Source organism: Paenibacillus chibensis (assembly GCF_004001045.1).
GTDB lineage: Bacteria > Bacillota > Bacilli > Paenibacillales > Paenibacillaceae > Paenibacillus_AQ > Paenibacillus_AQ chibensis.
Genome location: NZ_BIMK01000007.1, coordinates 305,090 through 329,223, shown reverse-complemented (window position 1 = coordinate 329,223; position 24,134 = coordinate 305,090). Strand labels below are relative to the sequence as shown.

Sequence of the window (24,134 nt, the reverse complement as noted above, 5' to 3'; positions counted from 1 at the left end):
ATTGCCTACCGTATTGATCGTTGACGACGAAAGTATATTCCGCAAAGGGCTCCGGCATTTGATCACGGAGATGGATTCCGGCTGGGATATCGTCGGTGAGGCCCGGCATGGGGCCGAGGCGCTGGAGATCATCAAGCAGCATTCCCCGGATTTGGTCATCACGGATATCCGGATGCCCCAAATGGACGGCATCGAGCTGCAGAACGCCGTGAAGGAGAAATATCCGCATATTGCCTTTGTGGTCCTCAGCGGTTATGGAGAATTTCACTATGCGAGGGAATCGCTGCGGCTTGGGGCCAGAGATTATTTGCTGAAGCCGATTGAAAAGGAGGAGCTGCGGAGAACGCTCAATCAAGCCTATCAGGAATGGGCGGCGCAGCGGGAAGCGGACGCGGCAGAAGCATGGGGAACAGAGACCCTGCGCCAGATGAGGGATCCACTTTTACAAGGCTTTCTGCATGGCTCGCTTCATGCCCACAGCTCCGAACTGCTTGAACACGCCGGCATCTGCTTTCCCCATGCCGGCTGGTATTGTCTTGCGGCCAATCTCGATCGCGATTCGGTTGAGGATCAGCGCTACAGCCGGTCCGATCCGTCGTTGTTTACCCTCTATATCAGCCAATTCATGCAGGAATTTCTGGACCAGTCAGATCAGCATATTCTCGGCTATGCATTCCCTGGGCGGAACGGTCATGTGGCGGCGATCATCAACATGCCGGTTACGGAAGGCGGCGAAGCCAGACTTGCACAGCTGGCGAGGACTCTGATCCGGGAGGTCAAGGCGTTCTCGAATCTGACGATCACCATCGGAATCGGCTGCGGTGCCCATGATCTGGAGTCGATTTCAGGCTCCTACCAGCAGGCGGAAATGGCCCTCTTGTACCGGCTGGTAACCGGCGGCGACCGGGTTATTGCTTACGGGCAGGCAGAATGCGACCGGCGCACAGCGGCTGACGGCGACGGTCTGAACAACCTGAAGCTGCTGGATCAAAACGTGCAGGAAGGAACCTTGGAGAGAGTCAGGTACAACGTCCGCGACTGGGTAGGGACCTTGTTCCGGCAGACGAATGATCCGAAGGAGATCCAGCGGAGGGTGTGCCATTTCCTGCTCCACTATTATGAAATCGCCGTGAACCGGAGCGTCGAAATGGATTGGGCGGGCAACCGTCATATGAAGCAGATTATGGATGAGGTATTTTCCTTTTATTCGCGCAAGGAGCTGGAGGCTTACTGCGAAGACCTGCTCGTCAGGCTGCATCAGCTGATTCACCAGAAGGGATCGGGACCCGCAGTTCATGCCGTGGACGCTGCCGTGGACTATTTGACGAAGCATTATGCCGAGGCCGTTACGCTCAGCCAAGTCGCCGAGCATGTTTTTCTGAATCCGTCGTATCTCAGCAGTTTGTTCAAAAGCACGTTGGGATGCTCGTTTATTGAGTTTCTGACGCAAAAGCGTATGGAGGAAGCATGCAGAAGGCTACAGTACACCGATGATAAGGTGGCCGCCATCGCCGAACAGACCGGTTTTGCGAATGTCCGCCATTTTAACCGGGTGTTTAAGGATCAAACCGGAAGAACACCGAAGCAATACAGAGAGGAAAGAGGAGAAATTCAAATCGAGGTTCCTTGACCCTTACCGCGGTTTCGGCTTCCAAAGATATGTCCATAGCTCCAAAAGAAGCGTCATGTTCTTGCCCCTGTCCTCCGCGCTATCATGAATTTGCAAGGAAGAACTTGAAGGAGGTCATGCAAGAGATGGCAAAGCATAGAGGTTTTAAATTCATGGCATTGGGACTCGCGCTGGCGACGATGTTGACGGCGTGCGCGAAAACGGGCTCGGGACCGGCTGGGGATCCGGGATCTTCCACAACCGGAAGCGAAGGCGCTTCCAAAGTCAAAATTACGTATTGGACGCCTTTCAGCGGCGGAGACGGCGAATTTATGGATGCCATGGTCAAGAAGTTCAATGAGGAAAACGGCAGCATCCAAGTCGAAACGCTGAACAACAAATCGGAGGATTATTATACCAAGCTGCAAACCTCGCTGGCTTCGGATCAGGCTCCGGACGTGGCCGTGGTCCACTCGGCCAGATTGCCGCAGTTCGTGCCTTCAGGGTATTTGACGGATCTGGATACGCTGGCATCGGAAAACGGGGTGAAGTGGGAGGATTTCAATCCGACCATTCTGGACTCCACCGTCTATGATGGCAAGCATTACTCACTCCCTTTGGACACGCATGCAATCGTCATGTACTACAACAAAAAGTATCTGGAGCAGGCAGGCGTGCTGAAGGACGGCAAACCGGACCTCGCTTCGTCTCCGGAAGGCTTTACAGATTTTCTGACCAAAATCCAGAAGGCTGTTCCTTCGGATGTGGCGCCGCTGGCTCAGCCTAACGTCCGTGTAGACTCCTATTGGGTATTTTGGGGCCTCTACAACCAAATCAGCGGCGGCGGAACCTTCTACAAGGAAGACGGTACCGCTGGCCTGAACAATCCGCAAGCGCTCAAGGCCCTCGAATATGTGGACAGTCTGTACAAATCCAAGCTGATTCCGCCGAATATCGACGACGCCTTCAAAATGTTCCAGGACGGCAAGGCGGCCGTACTGCTCACGGGCGTTTGGGGTGTAGGCTCCTTCGAGAAAACCCAGGGCCTCGATTTCGGCGTCGTACCGATGCCGCAGCTGTATGATCAGCCCGCAACATGGGGGGATTCGCATACCCTTGCGCTGCCGAAGCATGCGAAGGAAGACCCGGAGAAGCAGAAGGCAGCCATCACATTCGCAAATTGGATCGTACAGCATGGGGAGATGTGGGCGCAGGCCGGGCATATTCCGAGCGTGTCCAAGGTGCTGGATTCCGATGCTTTCAAAAGCATGAAATTCCGCAGCGACTACAGCGCAACGGCTGATTTCGTGAAATATTGGCCGCGAAATCCTAAGCAGGGACAAATCAATGACGAGGTTACCAAGGAATTCGAGAAAATGATGATGAACAAGCAGGACGCCAAAACGACGCTGGAAAACGCGGATAAGGCCATCAATAAGGTGCTCGGCAAATAACCGGCGGTCTAAAAGTGAACAGGGAAGCTTCTTATCCCGTCAATACCAGGAAAAGGAGCTCCCTGCTTTTTAGGAAAGGAGGATCCCCCAAATGCGTCGTACAGTGGATACAAGGGGATGGGCTGCCGGGATCCTGATGGTTCTCCCTTATACGATTTGTTTCGTTCTGTTCTCCCTCATACCGATTCTATACGGTTTCCGAGTCAGCTTTTATGATTGGTCGCTGCTCGGAGACAAGGTTTTCGTCGGGCTGGGCAACTATGTTCAATTATTCAGCGACGAGGAATTCCGGAGCAACCTGCTGAACACCATCGTGTTCACGGTGATCAGCGTCCCGGTCATCGTCGTGCTTGGTTTGCTTTTGGCAGTGCTCGTCAACAGCATCCGAAAAGGTCAGGCGGTATTCCGGGCGTCCGTGTTTTTACCGTATATCCTGTCTATTTCCGTCATTTCGAGCATCTGGGTTATTTTTCTGCAGCCCTACTCCGGGCTGCTCAACAATCTGCTGAAGGGCATCGGCATCATATCCAAAGACATTTTTTGGTTTGCGAACCCGCAGTTGGCCTGGCTTGCAATCATCATGGCTACGGCGTGGTGGACGGTAGGATTCGTATTTATCCTGTATCTCGCCGGCCTGCAGGATATTCCGGCGGCATATTATGAAGCCGGGCAAATCGAAGGTGCATCCAGATGGCAGTCCTTTTGGCATATTACGCTGCCATCGCTGTCGAAGGTCACGGTGCTGGTCATCGTACTGCAGACGATCGCCTCCTTCAAAATATTCGGCCAATCCAAGCTGATCACGGGCGGCGGGCCTGCGGGAGCAACTAAAACGGTCGTATTCTCAATCTATGAAAATGGATTTTCCACGTTCCAGATGGGATACGCCTCGGCCATTTCCTTTGTCTTGATGGCGGTCATTCTGGTCGTGTCCATTTTACAAAACGTCGTTTTGCGTAGGCTGGACCGATGAGAAGGGAGGAACTTGAAGATGGATCGCGCTTATCGTTATACTATCCGGATCGTAGCCGCGCTGGTGGCCGTGCTGATGCTGCTTCCCATCGGTTACATGCTCGTGATGTCGCTCACGCCGGAAGGCTTTAAGACTTACTCAGGCGGCAGCTTTCATCTGTCGTTATCCAATTATAAAAAGGTGCTGGACAGCGCTCCGATTTTCGGCTGGATGGGAAACAGCCTGATCGTGGCGACCTGTACAACGCTGCTGATTCTACTTTTGTCCTCGATGGCGGCTTTTGCGTTTTCACGGGTGCGTTTTCCCGGCAGCAAAGCGCTGTTCCTGATCTTTCTCTCAGGCATGATGATTCCCGGCGAGGCTACGCTGATTCCTTTGTATTTAATGATGCGGGATATGCATATGCTTGGTTCGCTGCAGTCGCTGATTCTGCCGGCGCTGGCGGGACCGATGGGCATCTTCATCCTGAAGCAGTTTTTCGACGGATTGCCGAAGGAGCTGGAGGAAGCCGCCCGGATGGACGGGGCCGGATTTTTCCGGATCTGGCGGACCATCTTTCTGCCGCTGTCGCGTCCTGCGCTCGGAGCGCTCGCTATTTTCTCGTTTATCGGCTCGTGGAACGATTTTCTGTGGCCACTCATTTCCATTTCGGATAAGGCCTTTATGACGATTACGCTCGGGCTTCCGACGTTCTCCAGCTCGTATGCCAACAGCTACGCGCTGCCGATGACGGCGAATGCGCTCGCCACAATTCCGGTGCTGCTTGTCTTTTTGATTTTCCAGAAGCAAATTATTAAAGGCATCGCCTTTACGGGCGGAAAAGAGATGTAACGGAAGGCATGAACTTTAGCTCATTGTATGTAGAGAAGAACGATATGGATAAAGGAGTTTTAGCGATGAACCATACGATACCAAGACCTGAATACCCGCGGCCGCAGTGGCAGCGGAGAGAGTGGATGAATTTGAACGGTGCATGGAGCTTTGCCTTCGACGATGAACGCCGGGGCGATGCGCAGCATTGGTATCAGAGCGCGGAAGCAATGGACCGAACGATTACCGTCCCTTATACGTTTCAGAGCAAGCTGAGCGGGATTGCCGACCCCGATTTTCATGATCTGGTCTGGTACAGACGGCATGTCAAGCTGCCTGAATCCTGGAGTGGAAAACGCGTGATCCTTCATTTTGGAGCTGTCGATTATTCCGCCAAGGTGTGGGTAAACGGCCAGCTGGACGCCATGCATGAGGGAGGACATACGCCGTTTGAAGCCGACATCACCGATTTGATCGCAGGGCAGGACAATGTCATCACCGTCCGTGCGGAGGATTACAGCCGGGATGTAACGCTTCCGCGGGGCAAGCAGTTCTGGGAGGAAGACTCCGCGAGTATTTTTTATACCCGTACAACAGGGATATGGCAGACCGTATGGCTGGAAGCGGTGGATGCCATTCATATCCGCAAGGTCAAATTCACCCCGGACCTGGACCGGAATGAAATCCGGATGCAGATGTTTCTGTCCCCAATCCCTACGGATCGCCGCGTACAAGTCAGAATCAAAATCAGCTACCAAGGTACTCCGGTTAAGGAGGACGTATTTACGGCGACGGGCACAGAAGAAACGCGCTGCATTGCGCTGAATGGCTTTAACCATCATGGCTTTGAGCGTTGGTGGTCCCCGGAGCATCCGAACCTGTACGACGTTTCCTTTGATGTAATGCATGAAGGAAAGGTTGTGGATGAGGTCAGCAGCTATTTCGGCATGCGCAAAATATCCATTGAAAGCGGCAAGCTGTGCTTGAATAACCGCCCATATGAGCTTCGTTTGGTTCTGGATCAGGGATATTGGCCGGAAAGCCTGTTAACGGCGCCTGAAGACGATTCACTGATCCGCGATATCGACCTGACGAAAGAGATGGGCTTCAACGGTGTGCGCAGGCATCAGAAAATGGAGGACCCCCGCTTTCTATACTGGGCGGACCGCAAGGGCCTGCTGGTCTGGGGCGAATCGGCCAACGCTTATGATTACTCGGAAGCTTACGTGCAGCGGTTCACCAGGGAGTGGCAGGAGGTTATCGAGCGGGACTACAACCATCCCTGCATCATGGCCTGGGTGCCGCTCAATGAAAGCTGGGGCGTGCCGAACATTCAGGTGGATGCGTTCCAGCAGCATCACGGCCTGGCCATGTACCATATGATCAAATCACTGGATCAGACAAGACCGGTCATATTCAACGATGGCTGGGAAATGGTAAAGACCGATATCGTTGCGATCCATGATTACGAGTGGCAGGAGCAGGTCTTGTCCGAACGGTACGAAAGTTTGGGTAACGCACTTGCTTCGATGCCGGCCGACCGGCAGATTTTCGTGGGGGGCGGCCAATATGAGGGTCAGCCCATCCTGATTACGGAATTCGGCGGCATTGCCTATAAAAAAAGCGATTGGGATGGCTGGGGGTATTCCGGCGCCGAAAATGACGAGGATTACCTGAAACGGCTGCAGGCAGTGGTAGGGCCGCTTCACCGTTCCCCGATCATTCAAGGTTTTTGTTATACACAGCTCACCGATGTGGAGCAGGAAATCAACGGACTGCTCACCTATGACCGAGTGCCTAAGGTTCCCCTGGAGCAAATCCGCCGGATCGTGCTGAATTCAGTGCAAAGCTAACCACGTCAGACCGCGTCCCTGCGCAGTGCATGCGTTTACATGTGCGAGTGCAGGGATTTTTGTTATTTGGCAAGCCAAGCGTTCCCGTCCATTTCTCATTTTGGTACCATGTCCTCTTGTTTCACCTCAGGCAGGATTTGTTAATATAGAGACATCACCCGGGAATGATCCAATAGAGAGTAAGCCATCGAGAGTAACGGGATAGGAGTGAGTGGATGAAGAAATGGATGTTTGTGATCGCTGGCCTGGCGTTTGTGTTGGTCGTGACGGGATGCGGCGGAAAAAAAAGCTTCTCCATGGATCAAGTGGATACGAGAGCCTATGTCATGCCCGACGGGGATTTATATGTTGAGGAATTATTCACCTATACGTTTCATGGCAGCTTCAACGGGACCACTCGATACATCGAGCCTGGCGAGCATGAAGGAATCGAATTTTTCGAAGCCTACCAGCCGCCGCCAGGGAAGAAGCTAGGGGAGTTTTCTTATGAAAATTTAAGCAGCCTCAATACGGAATGGGACGGGGAAAATGACACGTATTACATTCACGACGCGGCCAAAGACGAAGTGAAGCAGGTATATTACCGCTATCGCATTGACCAGGCTGCCGTCAGATATAGCGATGTGGGGAAGCTTGATTTCAGTTTTTTCAAAAACAGCAATCAGGATATTCATCATGTCAGCGTGGATCTCTATTTGCCATCAGAATATAACAAAACCGACGTGCATGGATTTTTGCATGACCGGACCGGCGGCGAGCTTACGACCGGGGGGGAATCGGCGCTGCATTACGAGAATGACAGGCTATCCGAGTACGGAGATGCCGAAATCGTAATGCTTTTTCCGCAAAACCAACTGCCGCAAATGAAAGTCAGTCAGAAGGAAAAGTCAGTCAAGCAGCTGCTGGCGGCAGAACAGAAGCGTGAGGCCCGGATGGAGCTGCGCGATGAGAGGATGCAATGGGCCGGGAAAATCACTGGGGCATTAACGATTGTATTCCTGCTCGGAGCCGTCATGTACCTGCTGTCATGGAGGAGAATCTCAGCCTGGCTAAACCGGAAGCAGGTGTCCAGAGATGAGCTGGCGCTGCTGGACCCTTTGCTGAAAACCTATCTTTACCGCAAAAGCAAATTGACTCAGAAAGACTTTATCGCGGGGCTGTTATCGCTTCGTAATCGCGGATTCGTTACGGTCAAGGAGGTTCCGTCATCCGCGCGTTTCCTGGAAGAGCCAACCGCGCCGGATACGACGCTGCTGTTCACGTTTCGGGGGGATGCTGGTTTGCTGAGCCCAGCTGAACAACAGCTGGTCGACTGGCTGTTTAAGGATAGAAACGGGGGGCGGGAATTCCGGCTGGATTCCGTGGCAGGGCCTACGTTTAAAGAAAAACAGAATGACGAGTTCATCGTGAAATACCGCAAAGCATCGGAAAGACATGCTGCAGCATTTAAACAATGGAAAAAGGCAGTATCGGACACGAACCCGTATGCCGATGAGGTAAAGCCGAATGGGCTGCTTAAGTTTCTCGTTCCGGTCATGGTCATCATCCATTACGTGCTGCTGTTGTATTTGTTCTATGCGGATGTCGCCTCCAGCTTAAGCATCGTGCTGATCGCCGTTTTGCTCGGAGCGGGGGGAATCCTGGCCTCGATCAAATACACGTCGAAGCTGTGGATTCTTTTATATCATGTGGCCTGTTTTGTCATTGGAAGCCAAATCGTCCATGAGGACGGATCGAGCAGTTACCTGATCCTCGTCATAAGTTCCGCCCTGTTTGCTGCTCTGATTCCGAAGTACCGCATGTCATGGAAAACGCAGCAGTACCGTTTTGCGCTAAAGGACTGGGGAAAAGAGCTCCGTAAAGGTCCGGCAGCCGGCGGAACGCAGGCCGATCGAGCAGAAGCGGAAAGGGACGCGGAGCACGCCGTGCTTCTTGGCATCATTCCCCAATATGTTAAACGCCTTCGAACCGGGCAGGAGGATGGTGCGGTATACGCCGCGGCCACGATTCCTCTCCTGTTCAGTGCCGATATTTTGGCATCCATGCAGTATACGCAAACGCATCTCGGCATTTTATCTTCGGGTTCATCCTCGAGCGGATCAAGTGCAGGTTATAGTGGCGGCGGGGGAGGAGGCGGAGGTACAGGGGCTTTTTAGTCCCTGTATTTTTTGTTGAAAAATTTGTGCTTTTCCTCACATCAGATGGCAAGTATTCATGATTGTGTTTATAATAGATAGCAGAAACAAAGAGATATGAAACTATATTGATTGCTTTGGGAGGATTATATGAGTCAAATTAAGGTTGGTATTGTGGGGTACGGTAATCTGGGCAAAGGCGTGGAGAAAGCGATTCGGCAAAATCCGGACATTCAGCTTGAAGCGATCTTCACCCGCCGCGAGCCGCAAGGCGTAGAAGCGAGCGTGCCCGTTGTACATATTGGTGAAGCGGAGAAATACGTCGGCAAAATCGATGTCATGATCCTGTGCGGAGGATCGGCAACGGATTTGCCTGAGCAAGGTCCGGCGCTTGCCAAATTGTTCAACACGGTCGACAGCTTCGATACGCATGCACGTATTCCCGAATATTTTGCTCAGGTGGATGCGGTGGCAGTTGCTGCAGGACATGTAAGCGTGATTTCCACGGGCTGGGATCCGGGTCTCTTCTCGCTCAACCGTATGCTTGCGGAAGCCATTTTGCCGGAAGGCAAAGAATATACATTCTGGGGCCGCGGCGTCAGCCAAGGTCATTCCGATGCGATCCGCCGTGTAGAAGGTGTGAAAAACGGCGTGCAGTACACCATTCCGGTGGAAGAAGCCGTTGCCCAAGTACGCGCCGGGGAAAACCCTGAGCTTACGACCCGCCAAAAGCATTTGCGCGAATGCTTCGTCGTTGCCGAGGAGGGAGCGGACAAAGCACGCATCGAAAAAGAAATCAAAGAAATGCCGAACTACTTCTCCGACTATGACACGACCGTGAACTTCATTAGCGAAGAAGAGCTGAAAGCAAACCATTCGGCAATGCCTCACGGCGGCACCGTGCTGCGCAGCGGACGCACTGGCGAGAACAGCACGCAGATCATTGAATTCGGCCTGAAGCTGGACAGCAACCCGGAATTTACGGCCAGCGTGCTCGTCGCTTATGCGCGTGCGGTTGCGAAGCTGTCTGCGCAAGGAGACAAGGGAGCCAAAACCGTATTCGATATCCCGTTCGGCCTGCTTTCGCCGAAATCGGCTGAACAGCTGCGGAAAGAGCTGCTGTAATTTAGTAGCGGACAAGTTGTAATCAGGCATCATTCCATCCATAATGGATGGGATGATGCCTTTTCTGTAGGCATGCCAGGCTCGATCACGAAAGGAGCGGATCTACTCTTGCTGGACGCACGTTCTTTATATTTGCGGAGCATGATGCTGAAAAGGGAAGAAGTGCCTTCCTTCCGCGCGTATCCCTTCAGTCTGCCGGCTGTTCATGACTTTTACAGTCTTTCATTTCAAAAGCCGGTTACCTTTATTGTCGGAGAAAATGGTTCGGGCAAGTCCACGCTGCTGGAAGCGATGGCGATCGCATGGGGGTTCAACCCGGAAGGAGGAACGCTGAACTTTACCTTCGAAACCCAGGCATCGCATTCGGAGCTGCATCAATACCTGCGGTTAGCCAGAGGCGCGATGCGGCCGAGGGATGGCTTTTTCTTCCGGGCGGAAAGCTACTATAACGTTGCAACGAATATCGACCAGATGGATGCCGAGGGCGGCGGACCATTCATAAAAGATTCCTACGGCGGCAAATCGCTGCATGAGCAGTCCCATGGCGAAAGCTTCTTCGCGACGTTCCTGCACCGGTTTGGCGGCCGGGGGCTGTATTTGATGGATGAACCGGAGGCCGCGCTGTCGCCGTTAAAGCAGCTGTCGATGCTGACGCGGATGCACCAGCTGGTGCGTAAGCAGTCACAGTTCATCATCGCGACGCATTCGCCGATTCTGATGTCGTATCCGAACGCCGAAATCTGGCAGCTGGACGAAAGTGGTATGCGCCGGGTGGAGCTGGAGGATACCGACCATTACATCATTACGAGAAAAATGATGAACAATCGCGAGCAGATGCTGGATATTTTGCTGGAGGAAGAGACGTAAACGCCAAAAGGCTTCCCCTTGCAGGCAATGCCAATATAGGGCTCCGGTTCAAACATCAAGAAAAGAGCAGGTTATCGAAAAGATAGCCCGCTCTTTTTTTGCACGAAAAAGAAAAAAAGGACTTGATAAGTAGGTGAAGGTGTGTGGCGAACCCCCTTGGAAACAAACACAACCACGTTAGCTTTCGTCCAAGAGAGAAATAAAATCCGGCCGTCCGCTGTGAAATTATTGTTTTATAATCTACGCAATCGTATCAAGAACTACCGAGGTATCGATTACTCGCCAAAGATGGCCCGGATTAGGTGAGCGGCCTGTCGGTGCTGTGTTTAAACTGTTCGTGTTGACACTAATGATCTGCCCGGTTGAGCTAAGCTTTAGCTGGTCTGCAGGTTACCAAGAGGGAACCCACCTTAAATGTTTTGACGTCCACGAGATGGAATTTGTTCTGTTCTTTAAGATTGTCAAACAAATGCTCACCTACGTTGACCACAACCGGGTGCATGACGATCTGATATTCATCAATAAGATTTGCGTTTGTAAGTGATCGCACGAGCGTTGGGCTACCGAAAATAACAGTGTCGCCACCGTCACCATTTTTTAGGTCCTTAATTTGCTCTTCTATATTACTGCCAGTCAATTGTTTTGGAGCTTCAAATTCTCCCCATTTTAGATTTTCGTGTGAGCGGGCGCTTGTTACAACGAGTTTGTGGGCGTTGTTTATCTTATCACCCAGACTCGAGCCTCGAGTATTCGGCCATTTTCTAGAGAGGTCTTCGTAGGTTCCGCGGCCAAGCAAAATGGTATCCGCTGTCTCGAAAATTTTTAATAGATACTGAGAACCTTCCTCAATCCCGGCGCTATTTCTCCAGGCCGCCCAGTCGGTTTTGTCCGCACTTGGGTCGCCAGTGACAACTCCATTCAAAGTACTGTGAATGAATAGAATGATTTTACGCATGAATGATCGTCCTTTCTATCTTTGAAAATCGTAATTTTGTTTCTCATTTATTTAGACGAAATTAGATAGCGATATTCATCGGTGTATTTGTGCAGGAAGCCCAAATCTGGAAAATAATTTTGTGTTAATGAAATTTTGGACGTGATATATTTGCTTGTCCTTTATTTCAATCATGTGAATACCCCAGGGTACCAGGCAGGAGTCTTCACCGCTTGGCACATACTGTGCGAAAGCAGGATAACCCCCATTCGCCGTAATCGGCAAAAACCGGGAGCCCTCACAATGCCAGCGTGTAAGCGCAAAAAACTTGAACAAATCGTCTTTGCCGCGTACCCACATTGCGAAAGGAGGCATTGAGAGACGGCCTTCCTCATGAAATAACGCTACCAGCGCATTGATATCAAATTGTTCGAAGGCTTCCACATACCGTGATAGCAGCTCGCGATCAGGTTCGACATCCATCATACTATACTCGTTAGAATGCAGTTTCGCTCGGTCCATCGTTTCTCTGGCTCTTTGCAGGGCGCTGTTAACCGCTGCCGACGATATTCCTAAAGTTTCTGCGATCTGCTTGGAGGGCCATTCGAATACATCCTTCAAAATAAGAACCGCACGTTGACGTGGGGGTAAGATCTGTAATAGTGCAATAAAACAGAGTTCGAGGGTATCTTTGCGAATGAAAATTTCTTCCGGACTCCCCGAGAAATCAGGAGCAGGCCAAATCCAAGCGGAGTCAGGAAACTTTTCGCCGAGTTCAACGATGAATACCGCTGGGTCGGATAGGTCAACGGGACGCGTGCGGCGTTTGGACTGTCTTAGCTTGTCCAGGCATAAATTTGATGCAATACGATAAACCCATGTTTTGAATGAGGAATCCTGCCTGAATGAATGCCAACTTTGCCAAACACGAATAAAGGTTTCCTGAACAGCATCGTCAGCGTCATCGATAGATCCCAGCATTCTGTAACAGAACGATGTTATCTCAGGTTTTATGTTCTCAAATAACTGAAGCTCTAATGCTGTTTCGTTCATCTTGGCCTCCTTTTGACGGGCGAAACACCCTTTTCACACACGCCGCAGAACCGATCGTCTTCTGCACTACCTGAATAATGGGGGATCCCTCACGCCGCTTTGAATATAACGGTAGCTTCGTCTACAGAGTAGCATAATTCGGTTTCCATTAACATTTTTCAAGCGGATATCTTCGCTATGTGTGCTGTAAGCTTTTTTTTCCTTGCTTGCACAAAAAAATAAACGGCACAGGGCTGTTTCCCATGCCGTTTCAAAATTCTATTTTAGAGCGGTATCCGCTGAAGGAAATGACGAGATCGCACAACCCAAGCGGAGCGGACAGACGAATGCGCACAAGCGAAGCGCTCGCCTTTGCCTCCGAATGTAAACGTCAGCTAAATAGTTCAAGAACATTCGGAGGCAACAGCGATGGAAGCATCGTCTGACCGCGCAGCGTCCCCAGAAGCGCCGATAATAAGCATCCTGAATGCGCCCAAGGAAATGATGAGATCGCGCAGCGTCCTCATAAGCGTCGATTGAAGCTATACCAAAAAGCAGGCGCCCCATCCCATGAATTCTGGAATGAATACGCCTGCTTGTTAACTTCAAAGTGAAGCCGTTACGCCTTCACTGCCATTACAGCTTCTCTGCACTCGTCAGAGCAGAAGGACTGATGCTCTTCTTCGCAATCCGTGCAGCATACATGCTGCTTGTTGCATACCGGGTTCGCGCAGTTGATATAGCGGTCTTCCGTCGTTCCGCAGTGAAGACATTTGGCGATGACCACGTCTTCTTCCGTGCGGTTGATCGGCACCGAAATGCGCTCGTCGAATACATAACATTTGCCGTCCCACAAATGACCCTTCACTTCCGGATCCTTGCCGTAAGTGACGATGCCGCCCTCGAGCTGGGAGACGTCCTGGAAGCCTTCCTTGATCAAGAAGCCGGTCAGCTTCTCGCAGCGGATGCCGCCTGTGCAGTAGGTAAGAACCGTTTTATCCTTGTACTCGCTCATATTGTTGCGGATCCATTCCGGAAACTCGCGGAATGAACTGACATCCGGACGGATGGCGCCGCGGAAATGACCGATTTCATATTCATAATCGTTACGGCCGTCAATGACGACAACGTCGTCTCTTTGCAGCATTTCATGCCATTCAGCCGGGGACAAGCGCTTGCCGCCGATCACGTTCGGGTCAAGCTCTTCCTCGTAACGGAAAGTAACCAGTTCCTTCTTATGGCGCACGAAGATTTTCTTGAATGCGTGTCCTTCGGACTCATCAATTTTGAACACCGTATCCGCAAACAACGGATTGGCCTTCATGTCGTTCATGTACTTCTCGGTTTGTTCCACGGTTCCGGACAACGTTCCGTTAATGCCTTCCGCAGCGATCAGAATGCGTCCCTTGACACCAAGATCCTTGCAATACTGCAGGTGCTCCGCTGTAAACTGCTCGGGGTCGGGAATGTGGACGAATTTATAATATAGCAAAATACGATAATCTTTGGATGCTGTCATTATTTCTTCACCTGTCTTGTTAATTTATAAAGCTTCATGATTCTGTGCCGGTCTGCACAATGACTTTTTTCGCAAAAACAGCTGTCTTTTGTGAGAATACGCCATCATTTTTTCCTTATATATTGTAGATGAACCTGCAAGGCATAGTCAACTTAAAAAGTATGGAACCCTACAATTATCGGCAATTCGTCAAATAATTAATCGTTTTCGAACATGGATTGATCATCTCATTCCTAACCTGTTGTTCCCGATCTTTGAAAAGATGTTTACGATGCTGTGACGGATACGGAAGAGAATAATTTCGAGAAAATGAAGAAGATAATCCATAGAGAGTCCCTATGAAGACCTATATAGTAATATTATGCCATTCATATCAGCATAGGGTCATATAGGGGGACTAGCCGATGCAAGAAAAACATTTGAGGGAGCCGTTCCGCTGGAATCCGCTGCGGTCGATCGGAACGAAGATTGCGCTGATGACTATCGCTGCCATTCTTGCTTTTGTGGCGGTCACAGGCGTGGTGTCGTACCAAATATCCAAAAGGGCGCTGGAGCGCGAAGTCACGAGCGCATATCAGGAGACCGCCCTGCAAACGAGCCAAAAGCTCGATTTTTTGTACAATTCCTTTGATAAGATTTTGCTGCAGATGATGGTGGACAAGACGATGCAGAATACGATTCTGGAAATGTTAGAGAAAAAGGATCAGCCGGAAGAATATACGCAGCTTGCGGATAATCTGGATACGATTCTGCAATCCTACATGTTCTCGGATGCGTACATCACCTCCATCGAAGTACTGGAGATGGACGGCACCATCGTTCCGACGCGTTCGGGACTTTTGGCAAGTAAAAATTACGGAGATGAAGAATGGTTCAAGATGATCGTGCAGCGCAGCGGACAATCCGTCTGGATCGATCATAATCTGGAAGGAAACCGGAATACGAACCCGACCATCACGCTTGGCAGAGTCATATCCGGAGAAGGAGTAGCGCAAGGCTACTGCGTAATTCTTATCGATATTGACCTCGCTGCCATCAAAGAACAGGTTGAGAATGTACGTATGGGTGCCGGGGGCAGCATTCAGGTAATCAGTCCCCAAAACCAAATCATATACAGCAAGGCATCTTCACAAGTAGGCAAAGCTTCAGACGTGACGCTGCCGCCGGAAGGAATGAGCAAGCCTGAATTTTCCTTTTTGACGCCGGACAAGAGCAAACGCGTCGTGATGGCCAAATCCGAAACCAATGGATGGTTTACGATCGGAACGATTCCCGTAAGTGAAATGCTCAAGGAGACAAGGCTCATCTTTCAGGCCATGTTATGGGTGCTCGGCTCGGCCTTCATCCTCGCCTTACTGCTCGGCTGGCTGATAGCCCGTATGATCGGCAAACCGCTCAGCCATCTGCGCGATCTGATGAAGCAGGGAGCTGACGGAAACCTTCAGGTCCGCACCAACGCGACTTCGACGGACGAGATCGGCCAGGTCGGCAAAAGCTTTGACGAAATGATGGTTCATTTAACCGACCTCGTGCATCATACGGGAAAATCCGCCGCGGAAATGCTTGCGATGGCAAGCGATCTGTCGCATGTATCTCTGAACACGGAAGAAACGGCGAAGGAGATCGCAGCCGCGACAGCGGATATCGCTAAGGGCGGTGAAGGGCTCGCAAGCGATGCGGAACGCGGAAAACTCCTGGCGCAGCGTTCCCGGGAACAGACGGAAATGCTCGTTCAGACCAGCAAGGAGATGCAGAATCTGGCAGAGGACGTGGACGGAACGAGCCGGATAGGAACCGAATACATGCTTCAGTTGATTCAAAAAACAGAGGATATGGAAGAGAGGATCGGCTCCATTACCGGCAAGGTTGAGAAGCTGCAGGACAGTACCAAGTCCATATCCGATGTGCTGGATATTTTGACGCAATTGATGAAGCAGACCCATGTCCTGTCCCTGAATGCTACGATTGAAGCCGCCCGAGCGGGAAGCTATGGCAAAGGCTTCAGAGTCGTGGCCGATGAAATCCGGGCGCTGTCGGAGCAGGCTAAGCGGTCGGTGGATGCGGTAGGTCAGATTACGGAGGCGATTCAGGAAGATATCGAGGAAACGGCGCAGGTCTTAAACGATTCCGGACCGATTTTTATGCAGCAAATTTCTTCGGTGAGGAATGCCGATAAGCTTTTTAACCAGGTCGGATCCCAGATGGGAGAACTGATGACCCGCTTGAAGCTGGTGAACAGCTCGATTCTCGATTTGGAACAATCCCAGCTGCTGCTCTCGGATGCCATGCTTGGCGTCAGCATCGTATCGGATCAATCGCTGGCAACCTCCGAAGAGGTGGCTTCGCTCAGCAGCGAGCAGCTAGGCATCAGCTCGGGTCTCGTTCAACTATCTAAAAAGCTTCAGGTCCTTTCCGGCATATTAAAAGACTCCCTGGCCCGGTTTAAGATTTAATCCCGGGCGGGAGTCTTTTTTTTATAATGTTTTCCTGACCTCGCAAGCAAAACATCCCCTAAGCGCGGTCTGTCGCCTGTGAAAGTATGTCGCTAGACGTTTTAAAATGATTTCCGCTCCTACAAAGTCATTTGGTCGGTGCCCGCAGCCTGGATTTTCTCCCATTTGCTGTTTTCCCTGCCGGCAAGGCTCTGAAAGACCGGTATGGCGAACAGGCAGGCAATCGTGATGAATACGATCACGCCGAACGCCAGCCCCCGCATTTCGGTGAGCGAGAACGTCAGGCTCAGGAGCAGGCAGCGGGTGAACACCAGGGTGCATTCCCGCCAGACGAGAAAAGTACTCTTCGTCGCCGGGTCCAGATGCTTGATATATTTGAACTGCTGCGCATTCCATACAATGGAGAAATAGAACATGCCGATCGACGTCAGCACGTTGGACAGGATTAGCATGACCGGTACATGCAGTAGTGCGATCACAAAGCCGAGAGCCAGCAGTACCGAGCCGATCCACAGCCAGCGCATCTCGTTGAACTTGATTCGGCGGTACAACCACAGCCCAAGCAGCGAGCACAGGGTATACAATAAATTCAGCAGCGCGATCAGCAGTTTGTTCTGCGTGACGGAAAAAGTGAAGAGCAGTGCGAATAAATTTTGGAACTGCATGAAGATGCCTGCCGCAAGCAGCGAAAGCAGCACCCATTTAGCACCCGGATAGCTGAAGGCCTTCCGAAAGCCAAGCGTATAAATGGGTTCACGGGTCTTGTCAGCCGAAAGCTGGGCGGGAAGGAGAATACGCGGCATTTTGGCTGAATAAATCAGCATCACAGTGATGAAGATCAGCATCGTGATAAAGGAGCCATTATAGCCGAACCCTTGAATCACCGCGGCGGATAAAATCGGAACGGCCATATTAAGCGCCTGCGACGTGATATTGACTGCGGCAAAGTAGGGGGCCAGCTCGTGATCCTTCCCCTGCATCGCGATCCCGAGGTTTTGGGAGGATTGGGAGAACCCGAACATCATGCCCACCGGAATACCGAGCAGCGTAATCCATAAGTGCCGGCTGTCCAGGTGGACAGTCATCAAATAAAGGAAGGCCGCTGCCCCGCAGCAGGCCGATATAGCGAGCAGCACCCGGATGGAGAATCGGCTGACGAGCTTCGAGGCAAACGCAAACGACAGCCCCCAGCATATGTACATGGACAGATTATAAAGCGAAACCTCACCGATGCCATGATTGGATTCCCAAATATACAAGTTGACAAAAATGGCTATGTAGATGGAGATAATGGAGCTGATGATGTTCATGATTAGCAGCTTTCGAATATCGTTAGACATTGTTGCCCGCTCCCTTTTGGTCATGGAGAAAAATGTAAATCATTCTTCCAAAAAACAATAACCTTAGTATGGAAACGCCCAGACTAAGGTTTGTTTGGTTGTGTTTTCGTGGCTAGCCTAGTCAGCTGAATGTCGGCTACTTGATGGCACCTGCCGTAATTCCGCTTGCGATTTGACGCTGGAAGAACATGTAGATGACGAGTACCGGAACCATGGTAATCAGCAGTCCGGCAAACAGAGGCCCCCATTCCGTACGGTATTGCATTTGCGCCTGCATCATGGCGATTCCGACAGGCAGGGTGTAATGGACCGGATCGTTGACCAGAATGGTACCGATAATGTATTCATTCCAAATATTCAGCACGTTGACGATTCCAACCGTGATCAGGCCTGGCTGGGATAGCGGCAGCATCACTCGGAAGAAAATACCGAAATACGATGCACCGTCAATCGCGGCTGCTTCTTCAAGCTCCTTGGGCAAGCTTTTGAAAAAGCCGACCAACACGAAGATGCCGAAGGCGATCAAGGTGGATGCATACACGAGAATCAGACCCAAGGAAGAGTTGGTCAGGTGCATGGAATTGAGCAAGAAGAAAAGCGGGATCAGCGCAAGGCTGAAAGGTATCATCATGGACGCGATGTAGATCAGATACAGCAGATTGCTGCCTTTGAACGGGTATCTGGCCAGTACGTAGGCCGTTGTTGCAGCCAGGAACAGTCCGAGAAAAGTCGAGCCTATCGTGACGACAACGGAATTCATGAAGTACTTGTCAAAGCTGAACTCGCTCCATACATACGTGAAGTTGCTCCATAATAGCGGAATGTCCGGTAAGGACCACGGCATTTTACGGAAAAACTGATCATTGTTCTTAAGCGCATCAAGCAGCGTCCAGAGCAGGGGATAAAGCACCGATAAACCCCAGATGATCAGTATGGCATAGAATATAATTTTGAAGATTGGATTTAAACCGCCTGATTTCATAAATTGTTCCTCCTGCTATTTCAAAATCAGCTGATTTCAATAGTTTCCTGGCGCATTAAACGCTGCAAAATAATGGTTGTAATGAGTGAAACGATCAAAATCAGTACGCCAATGGCAGCTCCGTAACCGAAATGGTATTGGGTAAAAGCCATTTGGTACAAGTAGGAACCCATAACCTGAGTAGAGTTGTCGGGTCCGCCGTTCGTCATGATCATGACAATGACAAAGGAACCGTTCAGCGTCGTCATCATAATGTTCAGGATGGACACCTTCATTTGTTCCCAGATCAGCGGCAGGGTGATGTAACGGAACTGTGTCCATTGACCCGCGCCTTCAAGACCTGATGCCTCATAATAGGATTCCGGAATGCTCTGAATCGCCGCGATCAGGAGAATCATGTAGAAACCGATACCTGCCCAGATGGCCGGAGGCAGCAGCATCCAGATGGTGTGGCTGGTGAAGCCGAGCCATGTGATGTCGACCTTATCTTTGGTGAAAAGCGACAGAAAGGAGTTCAAAAATCCGATCTGCGGATTATAAATGAAGTTCCATAGTACGCCGATAACGACAACGGAAATAACATTCGGAATAAAAAAGATGGAGCGGAAAAAGTTGGACAATTTGAACCGGAACCGGGTCAATGCGATGGCGAAGAAGGTTGCCAGAATCATAATGCCGATAATTTTGCCGACAACGAGGAAGTAGTCGTTGCCCATGGCGTTCCAGACGATCGGATCGTGAATCATTTCCTTGAAGTTGTCCAAACCGATAAACGTTTTATGGTCAGAGGAGCCGGACCAGTCAAACAAGGAATAATACATGGCCTGAATTACGGGATAAACCATAAACAGGCAGAAGAAGAGAAACGTAGGAAGTACGAAGGTTGCGATAAACAGGTTACGCTGCCACTTGGTTGTTCCCAATTTCATCCGGTTAAACCTGCCTTTCCAAAATAATTTAAGGAGGATGAGCGAAGAGTATATCCTCGTCATCCTCCGTCTCTCTTGTCTGTTGCTATTTATGCTTTTTTATTATTTCGATGCTTTTTTCGCTGCTTCTACAACGCGTTCAACCCATTGTTCAGGGGTGATTTTGCTGATTGTCAGCGCATCCGTAGCATCCTGCATCGCTTTGTCAACGTCCGCGTTGAACGTGATGGCAGGGACGACGACCGTGTTCGGATCGGTCAGGTATTTCGCTGCGTCTTTAACATGGCTAGGCGCGTTGGAAGCACTGATATCGCCTTTGATGTTGGAAGGCGCGCCGCTAAGCTCTGCCCATTGCGAAGCTTGAGCCTTGGAGAACACGAACTGCAGGAATGCTTTAGCAGCTTCTTTGTTCTTCGCGTTTTTCGCGATCGCTACGTTCGCCGTGGATGTATTGGCAACCACTTTGCCGCCTGCATCCTGGGTAACCGAAGGAATGAAGCCGAAGGAGAATCCGCCTGGAACGTCTTTGGCCATTTCGTTCGGCAGCCAGAGACCGTTCGGGATGAATGCATCCTTGTGCTGCAGGAACAGCATTTGGGAATCCGTGTGGTTGATTTGAATGGAAGCTTTGTCGATGAACCCTTTATCGCGCAGCTCCACGATTTTCTTCAGGGCTGTCATGACAGCAGGCTGCTGGAATGCTTCAACCTTGGAAGCCGCCATGTCCTGAAGGATCGAAATGTCGTTGTTATTTGCAGAAACGATAGCCGGATAGAGAATGGCACCGTTAATGTAATATGGATATTTACCCGTATGGATGAAAGGTGTCGTTCCAGCGGCTTTGATCTTGTCGCTCACAGCCAGGAAGGACTGCCAGTCGGTAGGCTCTTCCCATCCTTTTTCTTTAAAGAGAGCTTTATCCCAGAATACGCCCCAAGAATTCAGAACGAGAGGAATATCGTAGACTTTACCGTCAAATTCTTGCGGAGGCTGTGCCAGAATATCGCTGATTTTTTCGCCGTCGATATTTTTGGCATCCTTGAGCCAATCGGTCAGGTCTTCGAGCTGTCCGTCTTCGACCATTTGGCGGTCGTTGAGGTTAGGTCCGTCGATGTATACGAAATCCGGCGGATTGCCCCCTACCCAACGGGGTTTCATTTGATCGTTGATTTTTGGTCCGCCGCTTTCTTTGATCTTCAAATCAGGGTTTGCAGCTTGGAAATCGGCAATGACCTTTTTCCACCATTTGTCGCCGTAACCGCCGACAAAGTACTGGATTTCGAAATCGCCTGTCAATTTTTTCGCTCCGTCGTCGGTAGCTTCGGTTTTGTTGCTGTCATCGGTCTTGGTCGTGGTGGTTGTGTCTTCCGTCTTTGGTGTATCGGTGGTTTTGGCTTCGTCTTTGGAACTGCCGCAGCCCGCAAGCGGTGCTACAGCCATCAATGCCGCAATACCGAGTGCAGCTAATTTTGTTTTTGAGACCATAAAAGCTAACCCTCCTTGATCATATTGTTCAACGCCATTTTGTCTACTGTCTTGAATAACAGCGCCTACGTTTATCATAGAGGGACGGGACGTGCGGCTCCATCGAAATTCTTCCACGAATTCTTTGTTATTTTCTTTTCTGCATTTATTTCCGCATAATCTTATCCCTAACGTATTCGGACTTACCCAAAATAGAAGGGGGGGAAGAAAAAGCTTTCCTAACGGGAAAAAGAGCCGGACAGCTTGTCCGGCTCCACGTGGTGATATGAGGTAATCAGTAATCGCCTGCTCGATCGAATGAAGATTACGGCCGCTGGTGCTTTTTCAACTCGGCCTGCTCCTCCTCGGCGAATTGCTGGAGCTGATCCAGCGCCTGCTTGGGCGACACATGGTCATGAAGCACAGCGTCGCCCATTTTGCGGGCGGTATCCATAACGGCCTGCCATTCCGGCTGCTGGATCGGGTAGTAGCTGGCGGTCCGCAGCGCGGCCAAATCAGCCTTCATTTCCTCGTTCGCCGATCCGAGACGCTCGCCGGTAAGCTCGGTCACGGGGAGGAAACCTTCCTGCTGAATAATCTGCTCGTACACCGGACTTGAATACAGATAATCCAAAAACTTGGATAAAGCCTCCTTGTTCGTATGATCGGTTTTGAAGGAGACGAGGGTGTCCTGAACGCCGAAATTAATCGGCTTGACTCCGTCCTTCACAGGAATGGGGCCTTTATCGTACTCCAGATCCGGGAACTCGCGTGGAACGACCAGATTGAAATAGTTGCCGGAAATCATCATGCCGAGTTTCCCGTCGCCAAGCACGCGTTGTTTCTCGTCCCGGGTCGTTACGGTTGGATCGGAATCGGTCAGCCCTTCAATGTACAGATCCCTCAGGAAGGACAAGCCTTCCACGTTTTGCGGCGAATTAATGGTCCATTTGCCGTCCTTGATCCACCCACCGCCGGCTCCGATGAAGAAGTAGGAAAGGTAAGCCTGGATTTCGTTGTCGGTCAGATCGACGCCAAATCCCCGTGCTTTGCCGGTGTTTTTGATTTTTCTGGCATCCTCCTTCAGCTGGGACCAGGTTTGGGGAGGCGAGGCGATGCCGGCTTCATGAAATAATGCCTTGTTGTAATAAAGCTTCCGGGTGGAAGACACATACGGGATGGCGTACTGCTTTCCGTTCCAGTTGTCGAGCTTGAGCAGATCCGGGTAAAATTTCTTCTTCAGCTCCGGCGAAATGATGTCATCCATGTCGTTCAGCAATCCATCGTTGGCAAAATGCGTATAGACGTTGGTGTTTAAAAGATCGGGCGGCTGATTTTTGCTGATCATGGTGGTGTAGATGATATCGAGAATATCCCAATTGGCAACCTGCAGGTTAATGACGATATCGGGATTTTTAAGCATAAATTCCTGTACCAGATTTTCAAGCAGCGGTCTGGTCTGGGAGCTGTATTCCGATGCAACGAAGTTGATGAGCGCCGGCGGATTGTCCTTGGGCTTCAGCGTCTGCTTCGGCTCTTGCGGGCCGGAACAGGAGAGAAGCAGCGGAGGCAGGACCAGCAGAGAGAACGATAACTTGGCCAGATATGCCAGCAGGCGGGAGTTCATCCGGTTTTCACACCTTTCTATGGGAATTCCCGATCGAATTATTTGTCGATAAAAGGAAATAACAGCTTCTGGTTTTCCTGGGAGTACATGTTTTCTTTAGTGACGACAATCGAATTCGTATAGGTAACCGGTTTAACCTTCTTGCCTTCCATAAGCTCCAGCACGGTTTGGACGCCCAGGTAACCGATATTGAAAGGCTGCTGCACCACCGTGGCATTCAGCGTTCCTTCCTCCAGCAGACGGATTTCATAGACGGAGGTGTCGAAGCCGATCAGCTTTACGAGGCCGGTTTTGTTGGCGTCTTTAATCGCCTTGGCCGCTCCCAGCGCCGCCGATTCATTCAGGGCAATGATCGTGTTCAGATCGCTGTGATCCCTCATGATCGTTTTGGCGATCATATAAGCCCGTTCCTCGGAATCCGCATTGTAGTAAGTGCCGTAGATGCTGTTTGGGTAGGGGAAAAGCGCCTTTTTGACGCCTTTTTCCCGTTCCAGGGAAACCCCGGAGGTAATAAAATCGCTGATAATGACCACCTTCGGGTTGTTCTTGGTCTGCTCCAGCGTAACTTTGCCCGCCTGCATGCCAGCGGTGATATGGTCGTTGGAGACCAGGGCCGGAGCGGATTTGAGGCTGACCGGCGTATCGATGATGACGAGCGGAATTTTCGCATCATGAATTTTCTTCATTTCGGCCGTGACCCGGTCATCGTTGATCGGGGCAAGCACGATCGCCTGCGGCTTCTGCTCCAGAACCTCTTCCAGCAATTTGATCTGGGCATCGACATCGGTTTCCTGAAGCGGTCCGGTAATCGTGATCTCCGCTCCGGCTTCCTTGGCTGCGGCTTCGGCTCCGGCGCTGACGGTCTGCCAGAAATCCGATCGGATATTATGCTCCTTCAGAATCAATATGATATTGCGCTCCTGCTCCGGCGTGGGGATGAACAGCTTGAAATACAAAATGATATAGACGACGGACGCGATAAAAATAATCGTCATGAGAAGAGTGGCACGTTGTATTCGCATAGGCTG

General features: G+C 50.9%; 17 protein-coding genes and 1 pseudogene. 9 read left to right on the top strand and 9 right to left on the bottom strand.

Annotated elements, in window-relative coordinates:
* Position 1: 1 nt before the first annotated feature.
* The 8 genes from PCH05_RS08030 (at position 2) to PCH05_RS07995 (ending at position 10,826) form a co-directional block, all read left to right on the top strand.
* Positions 2–1,630 carry a response regulator gene (locus PCH05_RS08030; protein ID WP_127601844.1) on the top strand — a complete coding sequence of 543 codons (1,629 nt, stop codon included), beginning with the start codon at positions 2–4 and terminating at the stop codon, positions 1,628–1,630.
* Between the two features lie 125 nt (positions 1,631–1,755).
* A complete protein-coding gene (locus PCH05_RS08025; protein ID WP_127601843.1) occupies positions 1,756–3,063 on the top strand; it encodes an ABC transporter substrate-binding protein in 1,308 nt (435 codons plus the stop codon).
* Between the two features lie 91 nt (positions 3,064–3,154).
* Positions 3,155–4,036 carry a carbohydrate ABC transporter permease gene (locus tag PCH05_RS08020; protein WP_127601842.1) on the top strand — a complete coding sequence of 294 codons (882 nt, stop codon included), beginning with the start codon at positions 3,155–3,157 and terminating at the stop codon, positions 4,034–4,036.
* 18 nt (positions 4,037–4,054) lie between these two features.
* Positions 4,055–4,867 (top strand): carbohydrate ABC transporter permease, encoded by an 813-nt coding sequence (locus tag PCH05_RS08015; protein ID WP_127601841.1) that lies wholly within the window; start codon positions 4,055–4,057, stop codon positions 4,865–4,867.
* Between the two features lie 65 nt (positions 4,868–4,932).
* Positions 4,933–6,699: a glycoside hydrolase family 2 protein gene (locus PCH05_RS08010; RefSeq protein ID WP_246049403.1), complete on the top strand. Its 1,767-nt coding sequence runs from the start codon at positions 4,933–4,935 to the stop codon at positions 6,697–6,699.
* Between the two features lie 215 nt (positions 6,700–6,914).
* Positions 6,915–8,855: a DUF2207 domain-containing protein gene (locus tag PCH05_RS08005; protein ID WP_127601839.1), complete on the top strand. Its 1,941-nt coding sequence runs from the start codon at positions 6,915–6,917 to the stop codon at positions 8,853–8,855.
* A gap of 129 nt (positions 8,856–8,984) precedes the next feature.
* Positions 8,985–9,959 (top strand): diaminopimelate dehydrogenase, encoded by a 975-nt coding sequence (locus PCH05_RS08000; protein WP_127601838.1) that lies wholly within the window; start codon positions 8,985–8,987, stop codon positions 9,957–9,959.
* 72 nt (positions 9,960–10,031) lie between these two features.
* Positions 10,032–10,826, top strand: coding sequence for an AAA family ATPase (locus PCH05_RS07995; protein ID WP_218030514.1), 795 nt, complete (start codon positions 10,032–10,034; stop codon positions 10,824–10,826).
* Positions 10,827–11,193: 367 nt separating this feature from the next.
* On the opposite strand, the gene PCH05_RS07990 is transcribed toward PCH05_RS07995, so the two are convergent.
* From PCH05_RS07990 to trhO, 3 genes and pseudogenes are all read right to left on the bottom strand, one after another.
* Complete coding sequence (locus PCH05_RS07990) at positions 11,194–11,781, bottom strand: dihydrofolate reductase family protein (protein ID WP_127601837.1); 588 nt, start codon at positions 11,779–11,781, stop codon at positions 11,194–11,196.
* Between the two features lie 75 nt (positions 11,782–11,856).
* Positions 11,857–12,816, bottom strand: a pseudogene (locus PCH05_RS07985) (sigma-70 family RNA polymerase sigma factor); the annotation flags it as partial.
* A gap of 595 nt (positions 12,817–13,411) precedes the next feature.
* Positions 13,412–14,311, bottom strand: a complete 900-nt coding sequence (gene trhO, locus PCH05_RS07980; protein ID WP_127601835.1) for an oxygen-dependent tRNA uridine(34) hydroxylase TrhO — start codon at positions 14,309–14,311, stop codon at positions 13,412–13,414.
* Between the two features lie 404 nt (positions 14,312–14,715).
* On the opposite strand from trhO, the gene PCH05_RS07975 reads away from it, so the two are divergent.
* A complete protein-coding gene (locus tag PCH05_RS07975) occupies positions 14,716–16,764 on the top strand; it encodes a methyl-accepting chemotaxis protein (RefSeq protein WP_127601834.1) in 2,049 nt (682 codons plus the stop codon).
* A gap of 119 nt (positions 16,765–16,883) precedes the next feature.
* Here PCH05_RS07975 and PCH05_RS07970 read toward each other — a convergent pair whose 3' ends face one another.
* The 6 genes from PCH05_RS07970 to PCH05_RS07945 form a co-directional block, all read right to left on the bottom strand.
* A complete protein-coding gene (locus PCH05_RS07970; protein WP_127601833.1) occupies positions 16,884–18,104 on the bottom strand; it encodes an MFS transporter in 1,221 nt (406 codons plus the stop codon).
* Positions 18,105–18,240: 136 nt separating this feature from the next.
* On the bottom strand, positions 18,241–19,086 hold the full coding sequence (locus PCH05_RS07965) for a carbohydrate ABC transporter permease (RefSeq protein ID WP_127601832.1): 846 nt from the start codon (positions 19,084–19,086) through the stop codon (positions 18,241–18,243).
* 26 nt (positions 19,087–19,112) lie between these two features.
* On the bottom strand, positions 19,113–20,015 hold the full coding sequence (locus PCH05_RS07960) for a carbohydrate ABC transporter permease (RefSeq protein WP_127601831.1): 903 nt from the start codon (positions 20,013–20,015) through the stop codon (positions 19,113–19,115).
* A gap of 102 nt (positions 20,016–20,117) precedes the next feature.
* Positions 20,118–21,500: an ABC transporter substrate-binding protein gene (locus tag PCH05_RS07955; protein ID WP_127601830.1), complete on the bottom strand. Its 1,383-nt coding sequence runs from the start codon at positions 21,498–21,500 to the stop codon at positions 20,118–20,120.
* Positions 21,501–21,804: 304 nt separating this feature from the next.
* Positions 21,805–23,106 (bottom strand): extracellular solute-binding protein, encoded by a 1,302-nt coding sequence (locus PCH05_RS07950; RefSeq protein WP_127601829.1) that lies wholly within the window; start codon positions 23,104–23,106, stop codon positions 21,805–21,807.
* A 38-nt stretch (positions 23,107–23,144) separates the two neighbouring features.
* Positions 23,145–24,128, bottom strand: coding sequence for a substrate-binding domain-containing protein (locus PCH05_RS07945; protein ID WP_127601828.1), 984 nt, complete (start codon positions 24,126–24,128; stop codon positions 23,145–23,147).
* Between the last annotated feature and the right edge of the window lie 6 nt (positions 24,129–24,134).

What these genes read in the sequence shown, in the direction of transcription:
- PCH05_RS08020 (WP_127601842.1), top strand. Translation starts at nt 3,155, where the DNA reads ATGCGTCGTACAGTGGATACAAGGGGATGGGCTGCCGGGATCCTGATG.
- PCH05_RS07945 (WP_127601828.1), bottom strand. Translation starts at nt 24,128, where the DNA reads ATGCGAATACAACGTGCCACTCTTCTCATGACGATTATTTTTATCGCG.
- trhO (WP_127601835.1), bottom strand. Translation starts at nt 14,311, where the DNA reads ATGACAGCATCCAAAGATTATCGTATTTTGCTATATTATAAATTCGTC.
- PCH05_RS07965 (WP_127601832.1), bottom strand. Translation starts at nt 19,086, where the DNA reads ATGAAATCAGGCGGTTTAAATCCAATCTTCAAAATTATATTCTATGCC.
- PCH05_RS07970 (WP_127601833.1), bottom strand. Translation starts at nt 18,104, where the DNA reads ATGTCTAACGATATTCGAAAGCTGCTAATCATGAACATCATCAGCTCC.
- PCH05_RS08010 (WP_246049403.1), top strand. Translation starts at nt 4,933, where the DNA reads ATGAACCATACGATACCAAGACCTGAATACCCGCGGCCGCAGTGGCAG.
- PCH05_RS08015 (WP_127601841.1), top strand. Translation starts at nt 4,055, where the DNA reads ATGGATCGCGCTTATCGTTATACTATCCGGATCGTAGCCGCGCTGGTG.
- PCH05_RS08000 (WP_127601838.1), top strand. Translation starts at nt 8,985, where the DNA reads ATGAGTCAAATTAAGGTTGGTATTGTGGGGTACGGTAATCTGGGCAAA.
- PCH05_RS07975 (WP_127601834.1), top strand. Translation starts at nt 14,716, where the DNA reads ATGCAAGAAAAACATTTGAGGGAGCCGTTCCGCTGGAATCCGCTGCGG.
- PCH05_RS08025 (WP_127601843.1), top strand. Translation starts at nt 1,756, where the DNA reads ATGGCAAAGCATAGAGGTTTTAAATTCATGGCATTGGGACTCGCGCTG.
- PCH05_RS07995 (WP_218030514.1), top strand. Translation starts at nt 10,032, where the DNA reads ATGCCAGGCTCGATCACGAAAGGAGCGGATCTACTCTTGCTGGACGCA.
- PCH05_RS07960 (WP_127601831.1), bottom strand. Translation starts at nt 20,015, where the DNA reads ATGAAATTGGGAACAACCAAGTGGCAGCGTAACCTGTTTATCGCAACC.
- PCH05_RS07950 (WP_127601829.1), bottom strand. Translation starts at nt 23,106, where the DNA reads ATGAACTCCCGCCTGCTGGCATATCTGGCCAAGTTATCGTTCTCTCTG.
- PCH05_RS08005 (WP_127601839.1), top strand. Translation starts at nt 6,915, where the DNA reads ATGAAGAAATGGATGTTTGTGATCGCTGGCCTGGCGTTTGTGTTGGTC.
- PCH05_RS07990 (WP_127601837.1), bottom strand. Translation starts at nt 11,781, where the DNA reads ATGCGTAAAATCATTCTATTCATTCACAGTACTTTGAATGGAGTTGTC.
- PCH05_RS07955 (WP_127601830.1), bottom strand. Translation starts at nt 21,500, where the DNA reads ATGGTCTCAAAAACAAAATTAGCTGCACTCGGTATTGCGGCATTGATG.